This is a genomic window from Paenibacillus sp. FSL R5-0636 (assembly GCF_037974255.1).
GTDB classification, from domain to species: Bacteria; Bacillota; Bacilli; order Paenibacillales; family Paenibacillaceae; genus Paenibacillus_AQ; species Paenibacillus_AQ odorifer.
This window is the reverse complement of the sequence record NZ_CP150232.1, coordinates 5,113,022-5,129,442: the sequence shown is the minus strand read 5'-3', so window position 1 is coordinate 5,129,442 and position 16,421 is coordinate 5,113,022. Positions and strand designations below refer to the sequence as shown.

At 45.2% G+C, this 16,421-nt stretch carries 12 protein-coding genes; all 12 read left to right on the top strand.

Translation table 11 applies throughout. The features are described from left to right. Positions 1 to 23 precede the first annotated feature (23 nt). Entirely contained in the window at positions 24 to 2,954 is a 2,931-nt protein-coding gene (locus tag MKX34_RS23420) for an insulinase family protein (RefSeq protein WP_076296279.1), read from the top strand. A gap of 156 nt (positions 2,955 to 3,110) precedes the next feature. Continuing rightward, the gene (locus tag MKX34_RS23415; RefSeq protein ID WP_076296280.1) at positions 3,111 to 3,542 is read left to right on the top strand and encodes a MarR family transcriptional regulator; all 432 of its coding nucleotides are present in this window, start codon (positions 3,111 to 3,113) and stop codon (positions 3,540 to 3,542) included. Between the two features lie 18 nt (positions 3,543 to 3,560). Next, complete coding sequence (locus tag MKX34_RS23410; RefSeq protein ID WP_076296281.1) at positions 3,561 to 4,943, top strand: MATE family efflux transporter; 1,383 nt, start codon at positions 3,561 to 3,563, stop codon at positions 4,941 to 4,943. Between the two features lie 191 nt (positions 4,944 to 5,134). Continuing rightward, complete coding sequence (locus MKX34_RS23405; RefSeq protein ID WP_036683142.1) at positions 5,135 to 6,040, top strand: sugar ABC transporter permease; 906 nt, start codon at positions 5,135 to 5,137, stop codon at positions 6,038 to 6,040. Positions 6,041 to 6,103: 63 nt separating this feature from the next. Further along, the gene (locus tag MKX34_RS23400) at positions 6,104 to 6,886 is read left to right on the top strand and encodes a carbohydrate ABC transporter permease (RefSeq protein ID WP_052097522.1); all 783 of its coding nucleotides are present in this window, start codon (positions 6,104 to 6,106) and stop codon (positions 6,884 to 6,886) included. Between the two features lie 140 nt (positions 6,887 to 7,026). Continuing rightward, entirely contained in the window at positions 7,027 to 8,391 is a 1,365-nt protein-coding gene (locus MKX34_RS23395; protein ID WP_076296282.1) for an extracellular solute-binding protein, read from the top strand. Positions 8,392 to 8,495: 104 nt separating this feature from the next. Continuing rightward, on the top strand, positions 8,496 to 10,295 hold the full coding sequence (locus MKX34_RS23390) for a sensor histidine kinase (RefSeq protein ID WP_076296283.1): 1,800 nt from the start codon (positions 8,496 to 8,498) through the stop codon (positions 10,293 to 10,295). Next, complete coding sequence (locus tag MKX34_RS23385; RefSeq protein ID WP_076100510.1) at positions 10,270 to 11,868, top strand: helix-turn-helix domain-containing protein; 1,599 nt, start codon at positions 10,270 to 10,272, stop codon at positions 11,866 to 11,868. Before MKX34_RS23390 ends, MKX34_RS23385 begins: the two co-directional genes overlap by 26 nt. 24 nt (positions 11,869 to 11,892) lie before the next feature. Beyond that, positions 11,893 to 13,758, top strand: coding sequence for a DUF2264 domain-containing protein (locus MKX34_RS23380; protein ID WP_256717598.1), 1,866 nt, complete (start codon positions 11,893 to 11,895; stop codon positions 13,756 to 13,758). Further along, positions 13,748 to 14,863: a glycoside hydrolase family 88 protein gene (locus MKX34_RS23375; protein WP_076296284.1), complete on the top strand. Its 1,116-nt coding sequence runs from the start codon at positions 13,748 to 13,750 to the stop codon at positions 14,861 to 14,863. Before MKX34_RS23380 ends, MKX34_RS23375 begins: the two co-directional genes overlap by 11 nt. 222 nt (positions 14,864 to 15,085) lie before the next feature. Then, positions 15,086 to 15,751: an amino acid ABC transporter permease gene (locus tag MKX34_RS23370; protein WP_076296285.1), complete on the top strand. Its 666-nt coding sequence runs from the start codon at positions 15,086 to 15,088 to the stop codon at positions 15,749 to 15,751. After that, positions 15,732 to 16,409 (top strand): amino acid ABC transporter permease, encoded by a 678-nt coding sequence (locus MKX34_RS23365; RefSeq protein WP_036683130.1) that lies wholly within the window; start codon positions 15,732 to 15,734, stop codon positions 16,407 to 16,409. The genes MKX34_RS23370 and MKX34_RS23365 overlap by 20 nt, the downstream gene beginning before the upstream one ends. Positions 16,410 to 16,421 lie beyond the last annotated feature (12 nt).

Below are 16,421 nucleotides of genomic sequence, written 5' to 3'. Positions count from 1 at the left end.
TCCAGTGCAGAGGAGGCAAATCTATGAGCCGCTTGATCACAGGCAACATATATTATGGATTTCAGGTCGTTAATGAGGAATTTATCCGGGAGATCGATTCCGCCGTATTCACGATGGAACATCTGAAGAGCGGCGCCAGGCTGCTTTTCGTGCAGAATCAGGATGACAACAAGGTATTCAGCGTGAGCTTCAGGACCCCGCCTGAAGATAGTACAGGGGTCTTTCATATTTTGGAGCATTCTGTATTATGTGGTTCGGAGAAATATCCGGTGAAGGAACCTTTTGTAGAATTGCTAAAGGGTTCGATGCAGACATTCCTGAACGCATTTACGTTCGGGGATAAGACGATGTATCCGGTGGCGAGCCGGAATGAGCAGGATTTCTCCAATCTGATGGAGGTCTACCTGGATAGTGTCTTTCAGCCGAATATTTATAAGCAAAAGGAGATTTTTGAGCAAGAGGGCTGGCATTACGAGCTTCAGCAAACAGAAGACGAGTTGATCTATAAAGGCGTGGTTTACAACGAGATGAAGGGTTCCTATTCCTCGCCGTTTACAGTGCTGATGGACAGGATCAAAAAGTCGTTATATCCAGACACGATTTACCGCCATTCTTCAGGTGGAGATCCGCAGGAGATTCCTGCGCTTACGTATGAGCAATTCCTTAAGGCGCACAGCAACTATTATCATCCGTCCAACAGTTATTTTTATCTGTACGGAGACGTCTCTATTGAAGAGAAGCTGCAATTTATAGACCAGGAATACCTTAGCCGTTATGAAAAAAACAGCTTTGATACCTTCATTCCCCTACAACAGCCTACCGGAATGACGGAGCTGGTAGCGGATTATCCGATTCTGGAAGCAGAAACGGCCGACGACAAAACTTATTTGAGTCTGAACTATGTAATTGGAACCTCTACGGATCGGGAACTGAATCTGGCTTTTGATATTTTGAAAAGCATGCTAATGGACAGCAACGCAGCTCCGCTTAAGCAAGTCCTGCTGGAAAGCGGTCTGGGTAAAGATGCCTTTGCTTTTTATTCCGACAGTATGGTTCAGCCGCTGCTTGGTATTACCCTGACACATTCGAACGCCTCCGCCAAAGATGCCTTCGTGGAGCTGGTGAAGACCACATTAAGCAGCTTGGTTAAGAACGGGCTGGATGAGAAGCTGGTGCTGGCGGCGGTCAACAGCAAGGAATTTGAACTGCGGGAAGCGGACTTTAGCCGATATCCAAAGGGACTTACTTACAATATCGAAGTGATGAAGTCCTGGCTCTATGACGGTCAGCCGTCTACTCATATGCTTTATGAAGAGGTATTCACTACCATTCGGGAAAAAATAACGGATCGTTATTTTGAGAAGCTGATTGAGGTCTACTTACTGAATAGTGATCATTGCAGTCTGGTGGTGCTGAACCCGTCCAAGACGATTGCAGCCGACAAGGAAGCGAGCACCCAGCGTCAATTAAGTGAATACAAATCATCACAGCAACCAGACCAGCTGGAGCAGCTTGTGCAGAGTACACAACATCTTCTGGCGCGGCAAGGCCGTGCAGATGCTGCCGAGGATTTGCAGAAGCTGCCAAGTTTATCTCTACAGCACATTAACCGCAGTGCTGAACCTCAGGTGCCATCCCATGAATATAACCTTGAGGGTCTAAAGCTGATCCATCATGACGTATCTACTCAAAAGATTGCGTATTGCAAGTTTTATTGGGATACGAGTGTTGTGGCTCCTGAGCAAATTCCTTATCTTGTGCTGCTGGCAGAGGTATTGGGCCAAATGGAGACAGCTTCTTACAGCATTGAAGAGCTCACTAGTGAAATTGGGATGAAAACCGGAGGCATTCATTTCAAAAATGAGATCTTTGGCGCTGCAAAAGATACTGGAGCCAGTTATCAGCCTAAATTCACTGCGCAGGTTAAGGTGATGGCGGGGCATATTGGCGAATCGCTGGATCTGCTGCGCGAGCTGCTCTATACCAGCGCGCTCGATAACCTGACGAAGCTACAGGAAATCGTGCGCCGGGAAGCTTCGCAGATGGAATCGGTTCTGAACCAAAAAGGCAATGAAATCGCGGCCAGCCGCCTGATGTCTTATTTTTCGGACATGGGAGCGTATCAGGAACAACAGGGTGGTGTGGCCTATTACCGCTTTATCCGTGAGCTTGCCGAGAAGATCGATCAGCAGGGAGCTGAGGTGGCAGACACGCTGAAGGATATCTGTGCGGTTTTATTCAATAAACAGAATTTAATCATCAGCGTGACGGGTACCCCTGATTTGTATGAAGAATTTGCCGCTAATGTAGCGAAGCTGGATATTCAGGATCGGCCAGTGGTGAATAAACCTAAGATTACGGCGCAGGGGCATGCGGATAATGAAGGTTTTATGTCTTCCAGCCAGGTGCAATATGTGGTTAAAGGCTACGACTTCAACAAGCTGGGATTTACGTATTCCGGCAAAATGCAGGTGCTCAAAAAAATCATGAGCCTCACCTATCTGTGGAATGCCGTGCGCGTGAAGGGCGGAGCTTATGGCGGAAGCCTGATGCTGCGCAGAGATGGGATATTGATGTTCACTTCCTACCGTGATCCCAATTTGCAGGAGACGCTGGAGGTTTATGATCAGGCGTACCGATTCACCGAAGGATATGAAGCGGATGCCGACGAGATGACCAAAGCAGTTATCGGCACCCTGTCCATGCTGGACCAGCCGCTGAGCCCAAGCGCTCAGGGACGGCGGGCGGACCGGCATTATTTTGAGCAGGTAACCGGGGCCGAGCTGCAGCAGGAACGGGATGAAATCTTGTCGACCACACCGGAAGACATCAGACAGTATGCCGATTTGCTTAAGGCTGTGACGGAACAAAATTATTTCACAGTTGTCGGCAATGCCTCCAAGTTGGAATCGAAAAAAGTCTTATTCGGAAACCTAGAAGAACTAGTGATGTAATTTTCTCTAAAAACTCCTCTTCAGTACCTGTCTGCCGACAAGTGCTGGAGAGGAGTTTTTTTGTATTTAGTTAGAACCTTGACAGTTAGAGTTCTAACTATTATGATAATGATGTTACTTAGAGTTCTAACTAATCCGCAAGAGGAGGAAATAACAATGAACAAACCCGTTGTAGACACACCATTTTCTAATTTAATACGAGAGATTGGGATAAAAATAAAAGGTAAAGCTGACACCAGGTTAAATGAGTTAGGTCTGAACTCACAACAAGGCCGCATGATCGGCTATATTTTTGAGAATCAAGCAGAAGGGGTTATTCAGAAGGATTTAGCGGAGGTCTTTAACAGGAAGGGGGCGAGCATCACCAGTATGCTTCAGGGGTTGGAGAAGAAAGGGTATATCCAGCGTGTCACTCCTGAAAATGATGAACGTCAAAAGAGTATTTTTGTATTGGAAAAAGGTGCTCTTTTAGTGGAAGAGTTCAATGAGATTTTCTCTGAGGTAGAAGCAAGCATTACTAAGGCGCTTAGTCCGGAAGAAACTGCAACCCTAAAGTCTTTACTTCAAAAAGTTAGTTCGAGTTTATAAACGTTCGGAGGTTCACTTATGACAAATGAGTTCTCAAATCAATATTATTTAGAGTCGGCGCCCATGAAAAAAGCGATCGCTCATTTATCGATTCCCATGATGATTGGGATGTCTGTGGGTACTATTTATAATGTAATCAATGCTTACTTCATCGGCTTATTGCACAATACAAGTATGCTGACCGCAATCACGCTGGGCCTGCCTATTTTTACCGTTTTAATGGCTTTTGGAAATGTATTGGGGGTAGGCGGAGGAACGTTTGTAACCCGCTTGGCGGGGCAAAAAGAGACGGAAAAAGGGAAAAAGGTTGCCGGATATACTTTTTACGGGAGTATTGTAGTGGGGCTTCTTATCGCGCTCATCGCTTGGTTAGCTATTAATCCGATCACGCGAATGCTTGGTGCAGATGCTGCTACCTTAGACTTTACGAAGTCTTACGCGCTCACTCTTTTTGCAGGCGGATTTGCTGTTGTGCTTAATTTTGCATTGGAACAACTGGTCCGTTCGGAAGGGGCCTCGAAGGAATCAATGTATGGTATTTTTATCAGTACGGCTTTAAGTTTGATTTTTGATCCTTTATTTATTCTCGTGCTGAATTGGCATGTTGCCGGAGCTGCTTTGGCTATGGTTTTAGCAAATTTGGGCTCTGCCATTTATTATATTTACTTTTTGGAAACGAAAAGTGAGCATTTAAGAGGATTTTTGAAGCATTTCAAGATATCTGTACGAGATCAGCTTGAGGTTTATAAAATAGGTACAGCGGAGCTATTGCAAGCCAGTTTTTTAATTGTCAGCACGCTTTTGTTAAATAACTATTCCATTCAATATGGGGAGAGTGTGGTCGCCGGATTTGGTGTGGCTTTAAGAATTGTGCAGATTCCAGAATTTTTATCGATGGGTTTATTTTTGGGATTGATTCCGCTATTTGCTTTTAACTTTGCTAGTAAAAATACGGAGAGACTTAAATCCAGCATCAAATACGCTTTTGCATATATAGGCAGCATTGCAGTTATTTTTGTGAGTCTAGTATATGTGTTTAGAGGAACGATTCTTCATTGGTTTTCAGGCGATCCTTCTGTGCTAAGCATGGGAACTTATATTTTGGCAGCTATGCTGATCTCCGCTTTATTTAATGGATTTACCGGATTATTTATGAGCATTTTTCAAGCAACAGGGCAAGGCACACCCACTACTATTATGGCGATAAGCCAAGGTGTATTATTTATACCGATGATTATCGTATTGCATTCTATTTTTGGCCTGCACGGTGTGATTTGGTCGATGACTGTGACTGAGGTAATAACGAGTGTGATGGGTGTGGTTTTGTTTATGATTTTTCGGAAAAAACTGAATAGTGCGGGCGGGGATGGAAAAGGCGCTGTAGAGGTTACGTCGGGATAACGCGATTGCTTTATGTAAAACTCAATATGGATTTTGTTTGCTGCGGGAGCTTAGCTCGCGCTTTTTTTGCGTTGTGCAAAAGGAATATAAAACTGCTGGATCGGTAAAATTCGTTCCAAAATGAACAATTCTAGTTCTTATGATGACTGCTTACTTTTTCTACAATTATGGATAAGTAAAGGAGGAGAACTATGATACGCAAAAAAAGGTTTCATCTTAACATGGACACGCGCGAAGCGATGGCGGGATATTTATTCGTTGCTCCGCTTATGCTTGGGCTGATCATCTTGACGTTGATCCCGGTGCTGGGCTCACTGCTGTTAAGCTTCACGGACTGGAACTTTGTGGCTGGGTTAGGGGGGATTAAGTTCGCGGGCGTGGATAATTTCATCAGGCTGTTTCATGATGATGCTTTTATGAAAAGCTTGCTGAACAATTTGCTCTTTATTATCACAGTACCGGTTACGATCATCGTTGCCCTGCTGCTGGCTATCCTGATTGATAAACAGGTTTTTCTGAAGGATTTGTTTAAAGTAATTTATTTCCTTCCGTACATTTCCAGTGTAGTAGCCATCGCTATGGTTTGGCAGGTTATGTTTCACCCTTCGCTGGGACCCGTCAATCAATTCCTGATGTCACTGGGGTGGAACAACCCACCCAAATGGTTAGCTGATATCCATTATGCTCTGCCGTCGCTGATGTTGATTCAAGTCTGGATTCAGCTCGGTTACAACATTATTATTTTTATTGCAGGTTTACAGAGTATTCCAAAGGATCTTTATGAAGCAGCTGATATTGATGGTGCCAACGTCTGGCGCAAATTCCGCAACATCACGGTTCCCTGCATTTCGCCAACTACCTTTTTCCTGCTGGTAACAGGGGTTATCGGCTCATTTAAAATCTTTGATCTGATACAAGTATTGACCCAGGGTGGACCGGCTAACTCCACGACCGTTATCGTCTACGAGTTATATGATACAGCCTTCAATCAGCTGAAGACAGGTTACGCCTCTAGCATGGCACTCGTTCTGTTCCTTATTTGCCTGATCATTACAGCCTTGCAGATGTTGGCGCAAAAAAAATGGGTCAACTATTAAAGGCAGAAAGGAGAAATTACAGTGAAAAAAGAGCTTCTATCCAGAACCTTCTGGACCATCGCCATGGGACTGCTAGGGATTGCATTTCTTTTACCGTTCCTATGGATGTTATCCACTTCCTTTAAGCTGGAGAAAGATGTGTTTAACTTTCCGATTCAATGGTTGCCACAGCAGTGGAACCTCATAGAAAATTATAAACAGGTATGGTCGGGTGATTTCGCTCGCTATTATGGAAATTCCATTTATATTACGCTGGCTACGACTATAATTAATGTGCTGATATGCGCACTTGCTGCTTATGGGTTCTCCAAGCTGCGTTTTCCGGGCAGGGATGCGATGTTTATAGTTGTATTGGCACTTTATATGGTTCCTCCGCAGGCTTCGTTGGTTCCACAGTTTCTACTGTTTAACTGGCTGAATTTAATTGACACACATTTGGGATTGATCCTGATTAACAGCTTTAGTATTATTGGAGCGTTTATGCTCAAGCAATTTTTTATGGGGGTAAACAACGAGTATCTTGAATCGGCGCGGATGGATGGAGCAGGGCATTTTCGCTCTTTTCTACAGATTGCCTTTCCGCTGATCCGTCCCGCTGTAGCTACTTATGCTATTTTGCGCTTTATTTGGACCTGGAACGACTATCAATATCCACTCATTTTTTTGAAGTCCAAGGAGCTGTTCACGATTCAGCTGGGGATCCGGTTGTTCGGGGACCAATACGGGGATGTCTATTCACTCATGATGGCTGGTGCGGTATCTGCAATTCTGCCGTTGCTGATCATTTTTGCTCTCGGGCAGAAGCAGGTTATTGAGGGAATTGCCCTCGGAGGTGTGAAAGGATAATAAAAGTCAAAATAGTTTCTCTTCGGTAGAATATGAGAACTTTCCTCGTCAATCCTGCATGTTAGGATGTTCTTGTAAGCAGTTACATAGTAGCTGGTTATTAAGCGAGTAATGCCCAACACATTTATAGGAGGGTCTATATGAAAAAGAAATTATTATCTGCATTCATCATCACATCGATGGCGTTATCATTGGCCGCTTGCGGCGGAAATGCGAAAACCAATAATGCAGAAGCGACTAATGCACCCGATGCTGGTGGAAATTCAAAGCCTGCAGCAGAGAAGGTTACCCTGAAGCTGAGCACCTGGCAGACAGAAGCCAAAGCGAAATGGAGCACGATTATCGCGGAGTTTGAGAAGACGCATCCCGATATTCATGTGGAAGTAGATTTGCTGAATGAAAAAGGTGATTCGGTAGCCTCTATGCAGAAGCTGGATTTGATGGCGGCTGCGAGCGATCCGCTGGATATTGTCGAACTGCCTTATACCAACTATTCACAGCGTGCAGATATCGGTTTGTTGGAACCGATGGATGACTATATTCAGAAGGAAGGTTATAAGCTCGCAGATGAATATCTGGTGGACACTACGGTCAATGGCAAAATCTATGCATTACCGTCTTCCATGCAGCGCTGGTTCGTGCTCCTTAACAAAGAAATGTTAGATGAGGCGGGCCTTCCGGTTCCGACCGACTGGACATGGGCGGATTTCGAAGAGTATGCCAAGAAATTGACCAAGGGTGAGGGCGCAACGAAACGTTTTGGCGCATATCTGCATAATTGGCCGGATTATTTCCAGCTCCAGCTGATGAGCAAGTCTACGGATAATACTTTTCTAAAAGCTGATGGAACCTCCAATGCACTTGACCCGCAATTTAAGGCTAATCTGCAGATGATGAAGAAAATGATGTACGAAGATAAGAGTGCCACTCCTTATGAGGATATTATTTCGCAAAAACTAGCCTACCGGAATCAGTATTTTAACGGTTTAGCAGCGATGCTTCCGATGGGCGACTGGATGGTTGCGGAATCGGGTGGAACGGATGCCATTCCGGCAACCTTTGTTACCGCGTTTGCGCCGATTCCCCGACTTGACAGTGAGAGCAAACACTACTCGCCCGTACAGCCGACCTACATGGGAATAGCCGCTAAATCCAAGCATAAGGAAGCTGCCTATACCTTTGTGCGCTGGTATACCTCAGAAGGACTGGAAATCGGTGGACGCGTTTTCTCTGGCTGGGCCAAATCGGATACGAACAAATTAGTGGATACAATTGTGAGTGGTTCTAAGGATGCCTCTAAGATTGACGTCGATTCTCTGAAATATACGATGGAGAACTCGACACCTGGTGCAACGCAGGTTCCGGCTAAATATGCGGATGAAGCTAAGAACAACGTTATTCCAGAAGCGGAGATGTATCTCCTAGGCCAACAGGATCTGGATGTCACAGTTGCCAATATCGATAAAAAAATAACGGAAGTTGTTCAGAACAATAGCGGAAAGTAAGCGGAGGCTGATTGTACGCTTTTCAAAGGGGGCTTATAATGTGGGGGCAGGAAAGCATTTCTGCCTCCTGCTCCAAATTCAAACAGATGTGGGGCCTGTAATCCGTGTTTAGAAAGCATCTATCCCTCCGTAAGAAACTTGTCTGGTCATCGCTGATCTGCGTCCTGATCCCGCTGATCTGCATTTACATGGTTACTGATTATTTGACCCGGGATCTCATTCTGGAGAAAGCGGTTGGTAGCGCAAGAGAATCTTTAAATGCAGCCAGCGCCAATATGAATGCCATATTTGAACAGACACTGGAACAGTCCAACTTTGTGCTCCAGAACAGCGAGATCAGGCAGATGATGTCTGCCGATTCAGAGTCGCTCCGTGCACCAAAGCAGATCATTCAGTATAACCGTATGTCGCGGATGCTGGATGATATGTTTGTTTTAACAGAATATTTGAAGGTGACGTTAATCGGAAAAAATGGTCTTATTTATACCAGCTATCCTTACAGTGACTTTAATCCGAGTAATTTCTACAACAAGAATTGGACATCGTTGCTGAAACAAATTCAACCCATCTCGACTTATTGGAGAGCGGAGCACGATACGTACTACAATTATTCTGATAAAGGCTCAGCTGATTGGGTAACCATTGCAAGGCCGATTCAATCGACCTCTAGCAGTACCATCGGATATTTAATTATTAATATCAATGAGCGCAAGCTCCGTCCTTATCTAAATAACGATAATGATAAAGAGATGATGCTTTTGGATGACAAGGGAACTGTAGTTTCCCATGCTGATAAGGCCCGAATCGGAGAGACGATGACGTGGTTGAAAAAGGATGGCGAGCTTGACACTGTGGAAATCGACGGAGAGAAGTTTTTATATGTTGATCAGGAGCTGAGCAGCAACAAATGGCGGATGGTCAGCATTATCCCGCTGAAGGCAGCCTTGTCAAAAAATAAGCAGATTTTATTTATCAGCCTGGCGGTGCAGATTCTTTTCTTTACTTTGTTTTCCGTTCTCTTAACCGTTCTAATCTCAAAGCTGACTCAGCCTATCGTAAAATTAAGCGCTTTTGTAAAGCGAATAGGTCGTGGTCAGTTAGATGAACGTTCGTTCATTCGAGGGAATAATGAGGCAGCACAGCTCGCCCGCACCATTGACCAGATGCTAGATCGGATCGAGTCTATGATTGAACAAATCACTTATGAACAGACGGGAAAAAGAAAAGCCGAACTAGAGATGCTACAAGCGCAGATCAATCCACATTTTATGTTTAATCTGCTGAATTCGATTCGCTTAAATATTCTGATGCAAGGCGATCGGGAGAATGCTGAGTTGATTGGTTCGCTGTCGTCTTTGCTCCGTATGACCTTTAACAGGGACAATGAGTTTATCCCGCTTCGTGAGGAGACAGATACGATATCGCATTATGTCACTTTAATGAATTTCCGCCATGCCAATCAGGTCAGGCTGGAAATGAATTTAGCGGACGGGAGCGCTGAAGCACTGGTGCCTCGATTTATGATTCAACCCATGATCGAGAATGCCATCATCCATGGCTTCGAGCAGTTTGGTGGCGAGATTTTTATTGAAGCTCGTATTGTTGCAACTACGGGAAGCTTGGTTATCACCATTAAGGATAATGGGATCGGGATGTCACCGGAAACTTTAACAAGACTTCGTGAAACCGCATACAGCAGCGAACAAATTACAGAGGAGGACAGAAAAGGGTTCTCCGGCATAGGTTTACGCAATGTGGCCCAACGCCTCAGTATGATTTATGGCGCTTCTTTTAAGCTGAATATTCAAAGTGAACCTGATGTGGGCACGGAGATTTGTCTGGAGTTTCCTCTGGATTACGGAAAGGTGGGTGTGGAGAATGCTGACGGCAATATTGGTGGATGATGACTATCCGGTTATCCGTTATTTGTCGCAGGCCGTACCTTGGAGTGAGCTCGGTATTGAACTCATCGGTTGTTATTATAGCGGTCTCGAGGCTTGGGAAAAAGCACAGCAGAGTCCACCAGATCTCATTATTACCGATATTGGCATGCCCAAGATGAACGGGCTGGAGATGCTGGAGCTATTCAGAGCTGTGCAGCCCGGAATCCGTGCGATTATTCTCTCCTGCCACAACGAATTCAAATACGCCCAGCAAGCGCTGAAATTAAACGTAGGAGAATATATTTTAAAGGAATCACTGGATATTGAGCAGTTACAGCAAGCGATTAGAACCCTTGTGGCGGAAGTGGGACTGAATAGGCAGCAGCATACGGAGATGCTGGTTTATAAGCAAAAGCAGTCTCAAAATCGCGCCGCGCTGAAGGAAAAGTTTCTAAAAGATACCTTGTATCAATCCTGGGACAAGGGGGCTTGGATCGAGCAGGCCCGATCAAACGGAATTATGATCCATGCCAAAAACTATATCCCGCTGGTTATTGTAATTGACCGTCCAGAGGAAGCTTCAAGGGTGCGACGGATGAGTGAATATACGATTTCTTTTGCGGTTGAGAATATTATGCAGGAAGTGCTTGAGGCTGATCACAGTCTGTTTATTTCGAGATACAGCCATAAGGAGATAGTCATTCTCTTTTGTAGCGACCAGCCTTCCAAAGATCACCAGGCAATCTATCACTCCATTCAAAATGCAGCCTCTGCGGTTCAGAAATATCTTAAACTTTCTGTCTCTTGCTTATTTGGCGCTGAGGCGCGCAGTCCTGAGGAAATTCGCGGAACATTGCAGCGGATGCTGAAGGAGAAAATACAGCGCTTTTATCTCCCTGCGGCGGGAATTCACCGTTTTGAAGAAGTCTGCTTTTCCGGAGAAGATATTTATGCTGAATATGGAACCTTGTACGCTGTTATCAATGATGATATTGCCTTGAACAGGAACACGGAGCTTCGCGTTCATGTAAAGGAATGGAGGGAATGGGTGGCCTCGCAAAAATTCCATCCGAATGAAGTCAAGGAATGTGTGCTTCGCTTGCTGATGGACTTGCAGATGAAGACGAAACAGCTTCTGCAATCTCCATTGCCTATAACCGAAGAAAAGCTATTTAGCGTGGTTGGTGACATTGAAACTCTGGAGCATTTGGAACAATGGCTGGTGCAGTACTTGGAGGAATTAGCGCGGAAAATAAGTATGTTCTCCATCAAGTCTAAACGGAGTGAAGTCATCAAAGCCCAGCAGTTCGTGATTAGTCATGTGACGGAGAAAATAACGCTGGAGGACATGGCAGGCCGCCTTAACTTAAATGCCAGTTATTTCAGCCGCTTATTCAAACGGGAAACAAACCAGAACTTCATTGAATATGTAAATATGCTAAAGCTTCAGAAGGCAAAGGAGCTGCTTAACCAATCTGAAAAGACAGTGGAAGAGATCTCCGAGTATTTGGGATATGCCAACAAAAGTTATTTCATCAAGCTGTTTAAACGGGAAATGGGCATGAGGCCTAGTGAATATGCGGCTTGGCATTGAGTGTGGACAGGAGGAAACATTGCTGTGGAAATAAAGGGCACTAAAAATGAATTACAGATGTTCCTAAATGAACTATATACTCCACTGGAGAGCAGATTTACTTCTGGTTGTGCAGGAATTAATATGGGCGCTACAGGATCGATTTACAATGAAGCTACAGCGCTTATGGAAGCTTTCGCACGTCCTTTATGGGGCCTTGTTCCTCATGCCAGCGGTGGAGGGGAAAGTGCACTCTGGCCGATGTTTCTGGAAGGGATCATCAACGGAACAGACCCGGAGCATGAAGAATATTGGGGGCAATTTACTACCAAAGATCAGCGTATGGTAGAGCAGGCCGTGTTGGGATTGGGGCTTGCTCTTGCACCACATAAAATGTGGGAGCCGCTGAGCGACACGCAGAAAATGAATGTATATAACTGGCTGAATCAGATTAATCATGTGGATCGTTCCAATCCGAATAACTGGCTGATGTTCACGGTTCTTGTGAATGTGGGCTTCAAGAAAGTCGGATTGCCTTATGATCAGAGCATAATGGATGATTATCTAGCGAAGATCGATAATTACTATCTTGGTGACGGTTGGTATTCCGATGGATTGACCGATCAGAGGGATTATTATATTGCTTTTGCTATGCATTATTATACGCTGATATACGCTAAGTTGATGGCGGATGATGATCCTCAGAGAGCTGCTGTTTATCGGGAAAGATCCGCACGATTTGCCGAGGATTTCATTTATTGGTTCGCTGAGGACGGAAGTGCACTTCCTTTTGGTCGTAGCCTGACCTATCGTTTTGCACAGGTTTCTTTCTGGAGTGCGCTGGTGTATGCAGAAGTGGTTCCTTTTTCATATGGCGTTCTTAAAGGAATCATTATGCGCCATTTTCGATGGTGGTTTGAACAACCTATTATGGGATTAGACGGACTGCTTAGCATCGGATATGCTTATCCGAATCTAGTTATGACAGAGAGCTACAACGCCCCCGGATCTCCGTATTGGGCTTTTAAAGCTATGCTTATTCTTGCCTTGCCAGATGATCATCCTTTTTGGCAGGCGGAGGAAGAGCCGCTGCCTATTTTGAAAGAGGTACGGGCTCTCCAAGAGGCGCGTATGCTAGTGAGTCGCCCGGAAGGAAATCGGCATGTTATTGCCTATACCTCTGGCCAGATGGCTAACTTTGATATGGCCCATAGCGCAGCCAAATATTCTAAATTTGCATATTCCACTCTGTTTGGCTTTAGTGTCCCGAAAGCGGGTTACGGGTTGGTTCAAGGCGCTTACGATTCTACACTCGCACTATGCGAATGTGATGAACACTATCGGGTACGCAGATTCTGCGAGACCTGGGAAATCGGAGACAGCTATGTATATTCCCGCTGGCATCCCTGGAGTGATGTACATGTGGAGACATGGATTATTCCGGCAGGTCTATGGCATGTTCGTGTTCACAGCATTCATACTGCCCGGCGGCTGGATGTAGCGGAGGGTGGATTTGCCATTGGCCAGTCAGCTGGCTTCTCGCACAGTGAACGGGAAACCATTAAGGTATCAAACACTGCTGTTTCGGTGCAGCTGCCCTGGGGAATCAGTGCCATACATAGGCTAAGCGGCTTTGATCGGGGAGAGTGCGTACATCCCGAGCCGAATACCAATCTGCTGAAGCCGCGGACACTTCTTCCGAGCTTGTGCTCCAGACTGGAACCGGGAGATCAAGTATTGTTATCTGCTGTCTTCGGAGCGACGAATACTCCGGAGAACCAGGCAAGTCTTGCTTCACCACCGCTTATTCAATGGCACTCGGACGGAAGGGTTGCTGTATACGAACCTGGTAACGATACACTTTTGCATACTGTTGATTTAAGGGAAGGGAGAAACAAAGATGTGGAATAAGGCTATTGAGGATGCGATTCACAAAGTTGGGAGCAATATGGCTAACCATCCGGGCAAACTGCCTCATATCGCTGAGGGGCAACAGTACGAATGGGGAGACAACGACGACTGGATAGAGGGTTTCTATGTTGGGATGATGTGGCTTGCTTATGAATATAGTAAGGATTCATGCTATAAGGAGGCGGCAGCCTCTTGGTTAGGGGACTTCAAGCATCGTCTGGATCAGCACATCGCCCTGGACCATCATGATATTGGTTTCTTGTATACACTGACTGCAGTAGCGGAGTGGAAAATAACGGGCAGCGAAGCTGCGCGAGCTGTCGGCCTGCAAGCTGCGGACACGCTGTGCAAGCGCTGGCGTGAACCAGCAGGGATTCTTCAAGCCTGGGGACTGGAGAGTGACCCGGAGAATGCGGGACGTATCATTATTGACTGCTTGATGAATTTACCTCTATTGTTCTGGGCAGCGGAGGAAACAGGAGATAAGCGCTATTATGAAATAGCGCTCGAACATGCGTTTAAGAGCCGGAAATTTCTTGTGCGTGGGGATGCCTCCTCTTACCATACTTTTTATTTTGATCCGGCTACCGGAAATGCAATTCGTGGGGGAACACATCAAGGTTATGAGGACGGATCGACCTGGACACGGGGTCAAGCTTGGGGAATATACGGTTTTGCTCTGGCGTATCGCTATACGCAGAATGAGGATTTTCTTAAGACCTCTAAGAGCCTAGCGGATTATTTTATCAGTCATCTACCGGAGGACGGTGTGGCTTATTGGGATTTCGATGTGCCAGTGGGAGCGGACACCCCTCGCGACAGCTCGGCTTCGGCGATTGCTGCAGCCGGTCTTTTGGAACTGCTCGATCACCTAGGTGTAGATGATCCGGACCGGGCCATTTATGAAGTTGCTTTACACCGTAGCATGAAATCCCTAGTGGAACATTATGCGACATCTGGAAATCCGGAAGCAGAGGGACTTCTAAAGCATGGTTCTTATCATGTGAGAGGTGGACGTGTGCCTGATGGTCATATGATTTGGGGAGATTATTATTATTTGGAAGCGTTGATCCGCTTGCAGACTGGCATCCGAGGCTATTGGTAGTGAGATGTTAGAATGTGGAAAGGTTTAGCCTATAGAAAAAGGAAACTGCTAAGACTAATCTCTTAGCGGTTTTCTTTTTTTTTGTGGCTACTATACAAGAATTTTAAAACGTAGTTATTTACTTGGAATAGTATGAATAAAATCATATCACCACACGTAAGGTTTAATGTAAGATTTTGATAATTATTAGAAATTAAGAAAAGGGGATCGGGTTACTCAGATATGAATTTAGACTGGGAGTTTATCTACGAGAGTTTGCCGCTTTATGGTGAGGCGATGTGGCTGACAGTGAAGCTAGCGTTGTTAGCTATTGTATTTTCACTCCTTATTGGATTACTGTTCAGTATCGTCTTGTACTATAAGGTCAAAATCGTCAGTGATGTTATTAAGATCTACATTGAGCTTTCACGGAACACCCCTTTACTTGTGCAGCTCTTTTTTCTTTACTATGGCTTACCTAAGATCGGAATTCACTTTAGTGAGATGACCTGTGCGATTGTAGGCATGACATTTTTGGGCGGGAGCTATATGACAGAGTCTTTTCGTGGTGGGTTCGAGGCAGTTAGCCAATCGCAGATTGAATCAGGTCAGAGCATTGGACTGTCTAAGCTGCAGCTGGTCAGATATGTTATTTTTCCCCAAGCCTTTGCGATAAGTATTCCTTCTTTAGGGGCAAATGCGATCTTTCTTCTGAAGGAGACCTCTATTGTAGGTGCCATTGCTTTAATGGATTTGATGAATGTGGCAAAAGACTTGATCGGCATGCATTATAAAACAGCGGAGTCTCTGCTCCTTCTGGTACTCGCCTATTTGGTGTTAGTCCTGCCCTTATCGCTTTTATTGACTTGGGTGGAAAGGAAGGTGAGATATGCAGAATTCGGGGATTGAGGTGCTTTTTGAAGGTTCTAATTTCGAACGATTATTAGGGGGCTTACTTGTAACGATTGAAATTTCATTCCTCTCTATTGGAATCGGTACGTTATTAGGTATCCTTATGGGATTGCTCCGGACGCTGGGATCGAGGCCTTTAAGGTTTATATTACGTCTTTATTTGGAGACCTTTAGAATTATTCCGATTCTAGTGTGGCTGTATGTAGTACATTTCAGTTTCTCTCCATTACTTCATATCGATATCAGCGGGGAGGCTACCTCTATATTGGTGTTCAGCTTATGGGGAGCTGCGGAGATTGGGGATCTTGTTCGTGGAGCTTTGCAATCTATGCCAAAACATCAGGTGGAATCTGCCAGGGCGCTAGGTCTGAGCAGCAGTCAACTTTATCGGCATATTTTGATTCCGCAGGCTGTACGCAGAATGCTGCCGGGAATGATTAATCTTGCCACACGAATGATCAAGACAACATCACTGGTGGTGCTGATTGGAGTGATTGAGGTGGTAAAGATCGGGCAGCAGATTATTGAACTCGGCGTGATAAAAGCGCCCACCGCTTCCTTCTGGGTATACGGCTTTATCTTTATATTATATTTTTCTGTATGTTTTCCGTTATCCAGACTTTCGAAAAAAGTTGAAAGCAGATGGCAAAATTAGGGCTTAGGAAGG

Coding starts and splice junctions, on each gene's coding strand:
- MKX34_RS23420 (WP_076296279.1), top strand. CDS start 24: ATGAGCCGCTTGATCACAGGCAACATATATTATGGATTTCAGGTCGTT.
- MKX34_RS23415 (WP_076296280.1), top strand. CDS start 3,111: ATGAACAAACCCGTTGTAGACACACCATTTTCTAATTTAATACGAGAG.
- MKX34_RS23410 (WP_076296281.1), top strand. CDS start 3,561: ATGACAAATGAGTTCTCAAATCAATATTATTTAGAGTCGGCGCCCATG.
- MKX34_RS23405 (WP_036683142.1), top strand. CDS start 5,135: ATGATACGCAAAAAAAGGTTTCATCTTAACATGGACACGCGCGAAGCG.
- MKX34_RS23400 (WP_052097522.1), top strand. CDS start 6,104: ATGGGACTGCTAGGGATTGCATTTCTTTTACCGTTCCTATGGATGTTA.
- MKX34_RS23395 (WP_076296282.1), top strand. CDS start 7,027: ATGAAAAAGAAATTATTATCTGCATTCATCATCACATCGATGGCGTTA.
- MKX34_RS23385 (WP_076100510.1), top strand. CDS start 10,270: ATGCTGACGGCAATATTGGTGGATGATGACTATCCGGTTATCCGTTAT.
- MKX34_RS23375 (WP_076296284.1), top strand. CDS start 13,748: ATGTGGAATAAGGCTATTGAGGATGCGATTCACAAAGTTGGGAGCAAT.
- MKX34_RS23370 (WP_076296285.1), top strand. CDS start 15,086: ATGAATTTAGACTGGGAGTTTATCTACGAGAGTTTGCCGCTTTATGGT.
- MKX34_RS23365 (WP_036683130.1), top strand. CDS start 15,732: ATGCAGAATTCGGGGATTGAGGTGCTTTTTGAAGGTTCTAATTTCGAA.